At 43.2% G+C, this 12,202-nt stretch carries 11 protein-coding genes; 5 read left to right on the top strand and 6 right to left on the bottom strand.

Annotated features, from left to right (window positions below):
- The first annotated feature begins 121 nt into the window (after window positions 1-121).
- The 3 genes from H6G08_RS02955 to H6G08_RS02945 all read left to right on the top strand — a co-directional run bounded on the left by H6G08_RS02955 (window position 122) and on the right by H6G08_RS02945 (window position 3,045).
- Window positions 122-727, top strand: coding sequence for a chorismate lyase (locus tag H6G08_RS02955; RefSeq protein ID WP_190538802.1), 606 nt, complete (start codon window positions 122-124; stop codon window positions 725-727).
- A gap of 595 nt (window positions 728-1,322) precedes the next feature.
- A complete protein-coding gene (locus H6G08_RS02950; protein ID WP_190538801.1) occupies window positions 1,323-1,538 on the top strand; it encodes a hypothetical protein in 216 nt (71 codons plus the stop codon).
- A gap of 220 nt (window positions 1,539-1,758) precedes the next feature.
- Entirely contained in the window at window positions 1,759-3,045 is a 1,287-nt protein-coding gene (locus H6G08_RS02945; RefSeq protein WP_190538800.1) for a M28 family metallopeptidase, read from the top strand.
- 47 nt (window positions 3,046-3,092) lie between these two features.
- Here H6G08_RS02945 and H6G08_RS02940 read toward each other — a convergent pair whose 3' ends face one another.
- The 3 genes from H6G08_RS02940 to H6G08_RS02930 all read right to left on the bottom strand — a co-directional run bounded on the left by H6G08_RS02940 (window position 3,093) and on the right by H6G08_RS02930 (window position 4,604).
- The gene (locus H6G08_RS02940) at window positions 3,093-3,731 is read right to left on the bottom strand and encodes a glutathione S-transferase family protein (RefSeq protein ID WP_190538799.1); all 639 of its coding nucleotides are present in this window, start codon (window positions 3,729-3,731) and stop codon (window positions 3,093-3,095) included.
- A 5-nt stretch (window positions 3,732-3,736) separates the two neighbouring features.
- Entirely contained in the window at window positions 3,737-4,225 is a 489-nt protein-coding gene (locus tag H6G08_RS02935) for a DUF4174 domain-containing protein (RefSeq protein ID WP_190538798.1), read from the bottom strand.
- Window positions 4,226-4,328: 103 nt separating this feature from the next.
- Entirely contained in the window at window positions 4,329-4,604 is a 276-nt protein-coding gene (locus tag H6G08_RS02930; RefSeq protein ID WP_190538797.1) for a hypothetical protein, read from the bottom strand.
- Window positions 4,605-5,013: 409 nt separating this feature from the next.
- Between H6G08_RS02930 and H6G08_RS02925 the strand changes: the two genes are divergently transcribed.
- Window positions 5,014-5,166, top strand: coding sequence for a hypothetical protein (locus H6G08_RS02925; RefSeq protein WP_190538796.1), 153 nt, complete (start codon window positions 5,014-5,016; stop codon window positions 5,164-5,166).
- A gap of 171 nt (window positions 5,167-5,337) precedes the next feature.
- Here H6G08_RS02925 and H6G08_RS02920 read toward each other — a convergent pair whose 3' ends face one another.
- From H6G08_RS02920 to H6G08_RS02910, 3 genes are all read right to left on the bottom strand, one after another.
- A complete protein-coding gene (locus H6G08_RS02920; protein WP_190538795.1) occupies window positions 5,338-8,586 on the bottom strand; it encodes an efflux RND transporter permease subunit in 3,249 nt (1,082 codons plus the stop codon).
- Between the two features lie 11 nt (window positions 8,587-8,597).
- Window positions 8,598-9,989, bottom strand: coding sequence for an efflux RND transporter periplasmic adaptor subunit (locus H6G08_RS02915; protein ID WP_313941004.1), 1,392 nt, complete (start codon window positions 9,987-9,989; stop codon window positions 8,598-8,600).
- 584 nt (window positions 9,990-10,573) lie between these two features.
- Window positions 10,574-11,407, bottom strand: coding sequence for a sulfurtransferase (locus tag H6G08_RS02910; protein WP_190538794.1), 834 nt, complete (start codon window positions 11,405-11,407; stop codon window positions 10,574-10,576).
- Between the two features lie 86 nt (window positions 11,408-11,493).
- On the opposite strand from H6G08_RS02910, the gene H6G08_RS02905 reads away from it, so the two are divergent.
- Entirely contained in the window at window positions 11,494-12,186 is a 693-nt protein-coding gene (locus H6G08_RS02905; protein WP_190538906.1) for a LuxR C-terminal-related transcriptional regulator, read from the top strand.
- Window positions 12,187-12,202: the final 16 nt, after the last annotated feature.

Raw genomic sequence — 12,202 nt, 5'->3', positions numbered from 1 at the left:
TAATTTAGGCTATTGTCTATAAATTATTGTTCGCAAAAGCACTCACCTGGAAAAGTCCATAATTACTAAATATGAGTGTTAACCTCCAGATAAATATTAGTTTTATTTTTTTCATAAATTAATGACTGCAAAAATTTTCCAAGACACGGGATGGCATTACTTAACTCCTATTTGGCAAGGTAAAAGGGAAATAATTCAACAAGGGTTACCCCACAGTAAGTTAGCACCTACTTGGCAAATTCTACTCTTGGGAGATGGTTCGCCAACAAGACATTTACAACTCCTCACTGGTGAAAGAACAGAAGTAGATTTAATTGAGATGTCTAACGTAGGTATGGACTCAGATAATGCACCAGAAGCAATCCAATTACTACCAGGGCCAAGGGTGCGGCGACAAGTATGGCTGCGTACTGCTTCTGGACAGCGATTAGCTTATGCAACTTCTTGGTGGCCAGCCAATTATGTAGATAGGTATTTGCAAAACCGAAAGATACCAATTTGGTCTAGTTTATCTGGCCGACGCACAGAACTGTATCGAGAAATATGGGGAATCCATTACGGTAAATCGGCTTTTTTAGAATCAGCTTTCAATCACACAGGAGCTTTTTGGGGACGTTATTACTTATTTTGGCATCAAGGCAAACCCATAACACTAATTTATGAGGTTTTCTCACCCTACTTAAGAAAGTACTTAGGCTCTGAGACTATTGCTTCTCCATACATTTAAAAGTATGATTTTTATTTCTGAAAATAGCTTGACAATTACTATATTGGTTGAATGAAAAGTGCAATTTGCAAAGTTTTGTGAGATGCGATCGCGTTGACGATGTGGGTTGAATTAAAAGCGCTCGCGCTTAGACTGCTATAGCTCGAACAGAGTCTAGAAGTTTTTCAAACTGTGTCATAATTATTAAACTTTTACCGAGTTTGCTTCTCGATATATATATGCAACTTCATATTAAATTGGTATAAGCCCTTATTTGAGGACTAATACCAATTCTTCAAAATGCAGCAATAGATCCAATCTCAAAAACCTTTGCTACATATAGCTTTCTTAATTTTGAATTTTGCGGAAAGTCTGAGCGCTGGCTTCCGGCGCTCAGAACTTTCCAAGAGAGAATTTTGAATTGGTATCAAGTCCTCCCTTCTCTACGAGACGCCTACGGCGAACTAGACACTGTGCGTAGCTTGCTTCCCCAAAGGGGTAGACTACGAACTTGAAATAGTGTGTCAATGGTCAAAGTAAAAAGTATCCTAACCCTACGCTGTCAATAGTTACCTTTGTTGTAAAGTAATTATTTAATTATTTCAGGGTGTTGATTGTGGTAGAGAATAAACAGTTAGTTGAAGCGATTAAAGATTTAAGAAGGACGATAATATCCTGTTCTTTGATGATTAGTGGGATTTTATTTGCAGGTATTGGTCTTTTATCCCTCAGCTTTACCAAAACTGCTTTGGATTTTATCGATTATGGATTTAGATATTTTTTCGTCTTTTTAGGGGTTTTTCTGATTTTTAAATCCAGTAAGAATTTGTGACGATTAACGAACTCTGCAATTATAAACTAATGAAGATACATTTAATTAGCCCACGTAAGTGGGCTTTGTTTGTCAGCCAAAACACATAAAAAAGTGATTAATTCCCCTTGCTCCCTGCTCCCCTGCTTTTTCACACCAGGTGGGAACATTTTGACATCACAGACGAACTCGTAAATATAGGGAAAGTATTGTTCCTTCTCACTCTTGCTATCTACTGAAAATGTCTCCTTTATCCCCAAAGCTTACCAATTCTTGGTTTAATACGGCACTAGCAGCTATTCTAGTGTCAATATCAACCGGTTGCAGTCTCCCATCAACTCGTGTCAGTAATATTGTGGCATCTCTACCCAAAGCTGAGGCACAAGAAAGCGATCGCACTAATCAAACTCATCAAACTAATCAAATTTATGCAGATGTCCAAGCTTTGGTAAATTTCGGCCCCCGTGTCGCAGGTACGCCAGTCATGGAAAAAGCCAGCGCCTATCTTGTGGAAAGGTATCGTCAGGCTGGTTATGTGACCAAAATTCAGACTTTTACTTACGAGAAATTTGTAGACTTAGGTTCTAACTTAGTTATCAATGGTACAACTATTCCCGGTCGGGCACTAGATGGCACAATTAAGGGAAACTTGAATGCACCATTGGTAGCAGTTCCCAACTTTGGGCAAACGGAAGACTTTGCCAAAGTTAATGTTAAAGGTGCGATCGCTATTGTGCGGCGTGGTAAAATTCGCTTCTCGCAAAAAGCGAAAAATGCGATAGCTGCTGGGGCGATTGGCTTGGTAGTTGTTAACAACGAACCGGGGAATTTAACTAGCGCTGGGTTGGGGGAGAAAGTTACCATTCCCGTCTTGGGAATTTCCGGCGATCGCGGTAATCCCTTACTGGAACAAAAAACACCAGTAAATGTTACTCTGAATGTGAATGGACAACAGCAAGTTGTGACAGGTAGAAATGTGATTGCCCATTTACCAGGAGTAACACAGCCAAAATTGATACTTGGCGGACATTATGACTCTGTGGAGGGTTCCCCTGGGGCAAACGATAACGCTTCTGGTACAGCAGTTGTACTAGGGATGGCGCGTAACTTAGCGAACACAAAACTTGCTCGGCAAATTTGGTTTATCGCCTTTGATGGGGAGGAAGACGGGTTACATGGATCGGAAGCGTTTGTAGATACAGCTAAACCAGAATTTCTGGCTGGGTTAAAAGCCATGTTAAATTTTGATATGGTGGGAGTGAATCAGCAGCTATTTATCAGTGGGACATCTGCATTAACTGCGATCGCGCAAACGATAGATCCAGATATTAAAACAGCCGGTTCCTATAACAATGGTGGCAGCGATCATGCATCATTTGCGAGTAAAAAAGTGCCCGTGTTGTTTTTCCACCGGGGTGATGAACCGAATTATCACAGCCCGAATGATAAAAATGTTGATGCAAAATTGCTGGATGAAACTATGAGTAATGGGTTAAGTATCGTCAAGCAATTATTGCCTAGTGAGTAATATTACTGACACAATAAAAACCCCACAGGTTAAAGTGGGGTTTTTGATTAAATGCTGTTGGCGTAGTTGTACTTACCACCACGTTCAAGGGCGCGTTTGTAAGCCGGTCGAGCATGGATGCGTTCGATAAATTGCTGAATTTTTGGTCGATTTTGGATGAGTTCGGCTTGCATAGCAACAAGTTCTAGGGGAAAGCTCATCTGAATATCGGCGGCGGTAAATTCTTCGCCTACAAACCAGGTACTCTTACCAAGTTCAGCTTCTATATAATCAAAGTGAAGCTGAATCTGGGGCATAATAAATGCTTCGTTGACACTGTTATCGACAGATGGAAAGCGATTGAAGATGAGATTCATCAATAGAGGTGGCATTGCCGAGCCTTCAGCGTAATGTAACCAATAGGTATAACGCAGACGCTCTGGTGTACCGGATTCTGGAATTAGCCGACCATTACCATAACGCTCTACTATATACTCAATAATAGCGCCCGACTCAGCAACGGTCTGTTGTGCATCTGTAATCACTGGTGATTTGCCAAGGGGATGGACTTGCCGTAGCGAAGTTGGTGCTAGCATCGTCTTTGGGTCGCGTTCGTAATACTTGATATCGTATTCAATACCTAATTCTTCTAGTAGCCATAGAACGCGCTGCGATCGCGAATTGTTAAGATGATGGACAACGATCATAATAGTTACCTTCTACCTTGCTGTTGCATTTCTTGTTGGCGCATGGGCATAGCGTCAATTTGGTCAAATATTGCTGTGGCTTGGACTGGTGTTGCATCTTGGCGCTTCACACCACCATCTTTACCTACCAAAATGACGCGAAAATTATCTTCGTCAACTCCAAAGCGCGATCGCAAATTAGCCGCAGAAGATTCATCGATTAACTGTCCATTAGCATAACTTGTATCTTTTGTCAAAACCTGAACCAGAACTAAATCCCGGTCGGTAAAACCACTATCATACTGTTGCAATAACTGCATCTGCTGTTGATAAGCATGGTGATTAACAGATGGTGCAAAGATTAGTAATACACGCTTTTGCCATTTTTGGGAACTCAGATTAAATGAAGACATTTTGATTGGATGATTGCTTGAAGCTTCCACAGTCACAGCCATGTTGACTGGTAACAGGGTAGATGCTAAGAGAGTAAGAGCAATTAATAATGACTGATTCACAGTAGGGTTTGTTATTTACTGCCATCATCTCAAGCTATCATCAGTTTCCTCATAATTCCTCTATCTGGTGGCTTGTTCTGGGTATGAGGTAGAGAACTGTATCTTAATCTTCTCGTTTGCTAACTGAGCGCACAGCCTTGTTGAAATCCCGTAAAAACTCCTCTTCTGCATCCCGTTCTTGCTTGAGTTCGCGAATCATTTCTTGGCTAGAACCGATGAACAAGCCAGCAACCGCACCTGCGATCGCATATTTTTGCCCTAAATCTTTATACATTTGGCTGGTGTAGGGAGTAGGAAGTAAATAAGCCACAATAAAACCGATTCCTGCACCTAAACCTGCAGTCACAATTGCCGAGAAAGCGATAAGTTTGGTATTCATGAGCTTTGGCTAGGGACTTACAAAAAATAAATTACCCATATTTTCGTAGTGCGAGCATCTTGCTCGCTTTTGAACACCAGCGAGCGAGACGCTCGCACTACAAATTCATTGGGTATTTAAAAAATTGGATGTCCCCTAGCTTATCAGGGGATACTTCGATTATCTGTACATTTGCCAAAGTGGGAGCTAAATTTTTACCTGTTGTAATACGGGTGATAGCTAATGGATAATACGGAAATTGGAAGAGGAAAAAGTTTAACAAGTGCGTGAAACACCAAAATGAGTAGATAAAATGGCTTATCGAGTGCGTGAAACACTGAAATGAGTAGGTGAAATAAGAAAATGAGTAGATGAAAAGCCTTATCGAGTAGATGAAACAGTAAAACGAGTAGATGAAAAGCTTTATCAAGTGCGTGAAACACTGAAACGAGTAGATGAAAAGCCTTATCGAGTAGGTGAAACAAGAAAACGAGAAGATGAAATGGCTTATCGAGTAAGTTACAACCTTAAACGTTTAAAGTTAGCTCATCGCTTATTCCGAAATCCCGCCGTCACCCTATAAGGGTGCGGCTAACTGAACAAAGCCTGCCTCCGCAGGCTAAATTTCTTTAACCTGCGGAGGCAGGTTTTGTAGCATGAGCCAGTGGCTTATAGCCTGCGGGCGGTGTGTCGGGCAAGCGAGAAAAGTGTTTGGATAACTGAGCAAAATTAATGCGATCGCACTGCTACCCAATTAAAAATTACCATCATGAGGATGGCGATCGTCAACAGTAGGATGAGCGATCGCACTCGATTTAGCAACAGTCACCGTTGCTGGTTCATTCCCATCTCTATCGGCGTCAGGTGGCGTACTTGGACGATTTGGTTTGCGTTTTAAGAAACGGACTTCCAAATTCTTAATAATCACATACAACACCGGCACAATTAGCAAACTTAACACCGTTGCTACTAGTAAACCACCAAATAACGCCGTTCCCAACGACCAACGAGAAGCAGAACCAGCACCTGAGGCGATGACTAGGGGGAAAAATCCCAGCAATGACGAAGCTGAAGTCATGACAATCGGGCGAAATCTCTCTTGGGCGGCGCTTAAAGCAGCTTGAGAAATTGACATCCCTTGTTCTAAAGCTTGGTTGGCAAACTCGACAATCAAAATAGCGTTTTTGGAAGCCAAGCCGATTAACATGACTAAGGCGACATTGGCGTAAACATCATTTACCAAACCGCGCAACGCTAAAGAACTCAACGCACCCAACAACGCCAATGGTACAGTTAACAAAATAATCGCTGGGTCAATATAACTTTCATACTGGGCGGAAAGAGTGAGAAACACCATTACAATCCCGAAGCCAAAGATGAGAATTCCCAAATTACCAGCAGATAATTCTTCCCTAGCGGTTCCTGTCCAATTGCTACCTACCCCAGGTAAAGCGGCAGCATTTACAGCTTGTTGCATAGCTTGAATTGCTTGTCCGCTACTGTAACCTTGAGCTTCCCTACCTTGGATATTAATAGAGCGGAAGCCGTTATAGTGAGAAATTACCGAAGGCCCAGTAATTGGTGTCAGCGTTGCTACCTCACTCAAGCGAATCATTTGATCGTTTGCCGATCGCACATACAACTGATTAATATCATTTGGCGATCGCCTATAATTCCCCTCAGCTTGGACGTATACCCGATAACTTTGTTGTCCCAAGGTAAAATCATTCACATACTGGGAACCAATCGCCGCACCCAAGGTATTTACAGCTTGTTGAAAATCTACATTCAACGCTTGCAGACGATTGCGGTCGAAATCAATTTGAAATTGGGGAGTGCTGGCGGTAAACTGGGTAAATACTCCCCCTCTCAAGGCTGGTTGTTGGTTAGCTTCGGCGATGATGGCTTGAGCATTGGCATAAAAATCATCAATTGTTAATCGCCCATTGGTACGGTCTTCCAACTGTAACTCAAAACCGCCCAAAGTACTAAAACCTTGAATTGGTGGGGGATTGACGGCGGTGATAATCGCTTGGGGGATGGTTTGGAATGCACCATTAATCCGCCCTAAAATTGCTGAAGCACTTTGTTCTTTTTCTTTCCGTTCTTCCCAAGGTTTCAGCTTGGCGAAAAATACCCCGCGATTTGAGCCGCTACCCGCAAAGCCAAAGCCGGAAGTCGCAAACACATTATCAATTTCTGGTTCTTTTTGGAGAATGGCCTCCAACTTGGTAATTACTTCATCAGTGTAAGCTAGAGATACCCCATCTGGCGCTTGAATAATCCCCAAAACAATCCCCTGATCCTCAGTCGGGACAAATCCAGTCGGGACATGGGTAAACATAAAATAAGTCCCAGCTAACCCGACAACAAATAAAGCCACCACAGCATAACGCAGGCGAATTAAGAAATTAACAATTGCTAAATATCGCCTAATAATCCATGCCAAAATCTGATTAAACTTATTGAAAAACCAACCCAAGGGGCCGCGTTTGGGTTGAGGGGGACGCAGCAAGATTGCAGACATGCTGGGAGTGAAAGAGAGGGCGTTAAATGTGGAGATAGTAATCGAAAAGGCAATAACTAAGGCGAATTGCTGATACAGTTTTCCGGTGGAACCAGGGAAAAAGGCTACAGGAAGAAACACCGCCATTAATACCAGAGATGTGGCAATTATCGCACCACTCAATTCCTCCATAGCTTCAAAGGAAGCTTGTAAAGGCCTCACACCCTGTTCAATTTTACCCGCGATCGCTTCCACAACAATAATCGCATCATCAACAACTAACCCGGTGGCTAAGATTAAGCCAAATAAAGTTAAATTATTCAGGGAAAATCTAAATACATAGGCAAATGCTAACGCCCCAATTAAAGAAACAGGAATCGCAATAATCGGAATCACTGTAGCACGCCAGTCTTGGAGAAACAGAAAAATTACCAAGACAACTAATGCGATCGCTTCTACTAGAGTTTTTACCACCTCTTCCAAAGAAGCTTGGACAAATCCCACCGTATCGTAAACAATTTGAGTTTTTAACCCAGGGGGAAAGTCCTTAATCAGTTCATTCATTTGCGCTTGAATATTCTTCGCCACATCTAGCGCATTACTTCCCGGTGACTGATAAATCGCCACCCCAATGGCGGGTTTACCATTATTTCGCGCATTACTACTATAAGTTTCCGAGCCGAGTTCCGCCCGACCCACATCTTTAAGTTTAATTAAATTACCATCACTTCCAGCTTTAATAACTAAATTCTCAAACTCCGACGCATCCTTAAATTGTCCGTTCACCCGCAGGGGAATTTCATAACTTTGTCCGGGGGGGATGGGTGCTTGACCAATAGTACCCGCCCCAGCGAGAATATTTTGCGATCGCAATGCTGTCGCCACATCCGCCACAGTTAATTGGCGACTCGCTAACGCATTGGGGTCAAGCCATAACCGCATCGCATAGCGTTTTTCGCCAAAAATCGTCAAATCTCCCACCCCAGGGGTACGCAGCAGTTGATCGCGTAAATTTAAATCAATATAATTACTAATAAATAGCGGATCGTACTCGTTATTTTCCGCATAAAAGGTATATACCAACAAAATACTAGTCGAAGCCGTTTGTGCAGTTACCCCCAATTGTTGCACGCTGGTGGGTAAGCGTGGTGTCGCCCTAGCAAGGCGATTTTGTACGTTTACCTGGGCAATATCTTTATCAGTTTCCGACCCGAAATATACGGAGATTTGACTACTTCCCGCAGAACTATTCGAGGTCATGTACTGCATCCCCTCGACACCATTAAGCTGACGTTCTAACGTAGTCGTCACAGCACTTTCCACCGTCGCCACATCCGCCCCAGTATAGTTAGCTGACACCTGGACGCGAATCGGCGCAATATCAGGTAAATAATTCAAGGGTAGTAAAGGAATACACACACCACCCAAAATCAGAATTAGCAGAGAACAAACGGTAGTTAATACCGGACGTTTGATAAAATTATTCGCAATCGACACAAGCGTTTGTCCTAATTTTCAGATTGTGGTTGAATTGGTGTGCCTTCTCGTAATTTGAGAATTCCAGAGGTAACAATTGTTTCCCCTGGTTTTAGTCCTTCGAGGACTTGGTAATTTGTCCCTTGAATATCGCCCAGCCTGACTAAGCGTTGATGAACAACTTGCTGCGGTTTGCCATTCACCGTCGTATTTTCCGTCACAAACACAAAACTTTGTCCGCCAATCCGAGAAATCGCCACAGTCGGAATTAAAATACCCGGTTGACGATTCCAAATCACCCGCCCTTGCACATATTGCCCATCCCGTAATCTACCTTGGGAATTCGCAAAGCGAGCCTTACTCAAAATCGACTGCTGATTAGGACTGACTGTGGGTGAAATGTAGTTAATTGACCCCGTACCGATCGCTTTTTGAGTGGTAGGATCGATTAACTGCACCGGTAAACCAACTCGCAATTGTTTCAAGCGATTGGAAGGAACAGACAAATTCAAATCCAGGGCATCATTTTGAGTAATTGTAGTAATTGTTTGCCCAGTATTCACAAAATCCCCCACCTTCACCGGGAATTCACCGACAACACCAGTAATCGGTGATACCACTTGTTTCTGATTCACATTCACCTGCGCCGCCGCCGTATCAGCTTGCGCCGCGCGAACATTCGCTTCCGCTTGCCGAATCGCCGCATTTCCCGCCGCCACTTCCTTATCAACCGCTTGTAAATCCGCGATCGCGGCTTGTAAATTATTTCTTGCCAAATCTAACTGCTGTCTTGCTTGTGCGCCCTCAGCCACCAATTGTTGCGTGCGGTTAAATTGGGTACGTTGCAACTCCACATTTGCCGCCGCCTTAGTGCGTTGCGCCTGGGCTTGCTGGAGTTGAGCTTGAGCCGTTTTTAACCCAGCTTGAGACGCATTCGCAGCCGCGATCGCACTCGCCACATTCGCCTGAGTTTGATCTAAACTTAAAGCAGCAATCGGCGTACCCTTCTGCACCCGTTGTCCGCTAGACACAAAAATCGTCTCAATCCGTCCTTGAATTTGCGGCTGTAACGTCACCTTTTGCTGCGCTTCCAACGCCCCCACAAAATCCGAACTTTCCTCTGTCGTACTCGTACCAACTTGTTGAACTTCCACAGGTAAAGCCGAATTTTTCGCCGCAGCAGGAGCAGCAGGCGGAGCAGCCGAACGCTGATTGCCAAAACGAGAAAATATACTCATTCCGCCAATAGCTAAAACCAAACCTAGCCCCAACCCCACCAACAACCCCTGTTTACCCGAAAGCTTTTTGGGAATAAAATGATCACTCTTCGGCGTCTCCACTGGCTCACCCTCCAACAGCCAAGGCAAAATTAACCAGATGTCACGATAAACCCAGCTATCAATAAAGACATCTAGCTTTTTCACAATGCATTAAATTAAAGTTGCTACTTCCTGACAAAGTAACAACCATTTCCGAATCCGCAGCAATGTGAATAACTATAGAACAGAATAGATTTTTACTTTCTCTCTCATTAGTAGGAAAGGTAATCTCGTCTCAGGTGAATTAGAAACGCCTCAGGACTTCCAATTAAAAAAATAACCAATTGCTATGCAAGCAGGGGGGCTGGGGGCAGGGGGAAGTAAAGAAAAATCTCCTTAAATAAGTTGGGTAATTTATTCTCTGGAAATCCCCTCTGATTACAGCAGTTTTCACCTATTTAAACCACATCTGTCGTAGTAGTAGGGGCACGGCACCAGTAAAATTATTGTATGTACCAAAAGATTGTCGGTGCCGTGCCCCTACAGCGTGCTCTTGGCGTCCTTGGCGTCTTGGCGGTTCAATCTAGTACCGCAAGGCGGAATTCAAAATTCAAAATTCAAAATTCAAAATTAAGACAGAGTAAGCGTTTTGTTGATTTTGAATGGTCTGTTTATTTACGCCGTGCTGTACTAGTTATAATTCCCTCATCTGTGCAAAAACCCCAAAATCCTCTTCCCCCTGCCTTTTTTCATCTCTCAATAGCTACATCAGGAATTCGGCTCCATTCATTCCACGAACCATCATAATTTCTCACCTGGGGATAACCCAGTAAATATTTCAAAACAAACCATGTAAAACCCGATCGCCCACCAATGGCGCAGTAAGGGATAATTTCTTTATCCGGTGTAATTCCCTGACTAGCGTACAGTGCTTGTAACTGGGCAAAAGACTTAAAAGTTCCATCCTCATTTAAAGTCAGCAGATGCTCAACATGTACAGCACCGGGAATATGTCCAGCACGTTCCTTCCCCACAGGCGGTTGATCGAAAAAGAATTCACCGCGATATTCTGCAAGCGATCGCACATCCAACAATACCCGATTTGGGTTACCAATCGAAGCTTGAACTTCTTCCAAAAATATTCGCTTTTCTGTATCAATATCTGAGATAAAATACTCACTAGGTGGAAAATCTGATAAACCTGTTGCTACCGGGAGATTTTCCGCCATCCATTTTTGATATCCCCCATTCAGCACCAGGACATTCTCATGTCCAAGCACTTTTAACAACCAAAAAATCCAAGCTCCCGTACCTGGATAACTACCGTAAGCTACTACAGTTGTATCATTATTTATACCCGAACGAGATAGTAATTTTGCCATAGCTGCGGGGTCAAAATTAATTTGCAAATTGGGTAAAAGTAAATCAGAGAAGATATTCCAGAAAACAGCACCGGGGATATGAGCATCTTTGTATAGTTGAGGATTAGTATCAACTTCTACTATCCGCACCTGAGGATCGTGTAAATGTTCTAACAGCCATTGGGTATCAACTAAAACTTCAGGATGAGCATACTGAGACATAAGATTTCTCCTGCATTTGCACACAGGCTAAGATTAAAATGATTACCAGAATGCGCCTAGTCCTCGAACGAGTACAACTTGCCATCATGGCGAACTTACAAGCATTATTTGCAGCCATTGCCCAAGCCAAAAACGAACAAGAATTGCGATCGCAAGTATTGCTAGAATTCAAAGACTACTTTGCCGCAAAACGCTGCGGCTTATTCTTTTACGATCGCCTTCCCAAAGTAGACAGCAAGCTACAACAAACCTTTCAACTCGCCTTATCCATTGAACACAACCCAGTTTTGCGTCACATAGTTGAGCGACATACTCCCGTACACGAAGCATTAGTAGTATCGCCTAAAACCTGGCGATTGATTTGTCCGCGCCAGGATCATTGGCATGTGATGGCAGGGCCATTGGTTACCAATGGTAAATTAATAGGTGGTGTCGGCTTAACCCGCGAGCAAGGAAAGCCAGCCTTTGATACACAAAATCTGTTAGATTTAAGTGCCCTTTGTTTGCACTTATCAACTTGGGTAGCAACCGTGCGTTCTCCACAGCAAACTTTAGCAATTCATCGCCTCACGCCTAGAGAAATGCAAATTGCGGAATTAGTTGCACAAGGATACACCAACGCAGAAATTGGCGCTCAACTGTGGATTACAGAAAATTCAGTCAAGCAAGCCTTAAAGCGGATGTTTCGCAAGCTAGAAGTTTCCTCCCGCGCACAAATGATTGCAGAGGTTTTCGCCAATAAAAGTTTACCTGTTCACGCACAAAAAATTGAGAGTTAAGCGATTGAGCGATCGC

The sequence above is a fragment of the Calothrix anomala FACHB-343 genome (assembly GCF_014696435.1).
GTDB classification, from domain to species: Bacteria; Cyanobacteriota; Cyanobacteriia; order Cyanobacteriales; family Nostocaceae; genus Aulosira; species Aulosira anomala_A.
The sequence above is the reverse complement of the archived record's forward strand: the minus strand, read 5'-3'. Positions and strand labels throughout refer to the sequence as shown.

What these genes read in the sequence shown, in the direction of transcription:
- H6G08_RS02955 (WP_190538802.1), top strand. Translation starts at nt 122, where the DNA reads ATGACTGCAAAAATTTTCCAAGACACGGGATGGCATTACTTAACTCCT.
- H6G08_RS02940 (WP_190538799.1), bottom strand. Translation starts at nt 3,731, where the DNA reads ATGATCGTTGTCCATCATCTTAACAATTCGCGATCGCAGCGCGTTCTA.
- H6G08_RS02945 (WP_190538800.1), top strand. Translation starts at nt 1,759, where the DNA reads ATGTCTCCTTTATCCCCAAAGCTTACCAATTCTTGGTTTAATACGGCA.
- H6G08_RS02905 (WP_190538906.1), top strand. Translation starts at nt 11,494, where the DNA reads ATGGCGAACTTACAAGCATTATTTGCAGCCATTGCCCAAGCCAAAAAC.
- H6G08_RS02930 (WP_190538797.1), bottom strand. Translation starts at nt 4,604, where the DNA reads ATGAATACCAAACTTATCGCTTTCTCGGCAATTGTGACTGCAGGTTTA.
- H6G08_RS02910 (WP_190538794.1), bottom strand. Translation starts at nt 11,407, where the DNA reads ATGTCTCAGTATGCTCATCCTGAAGTTTTAGTTGATACCCAATGGCTG.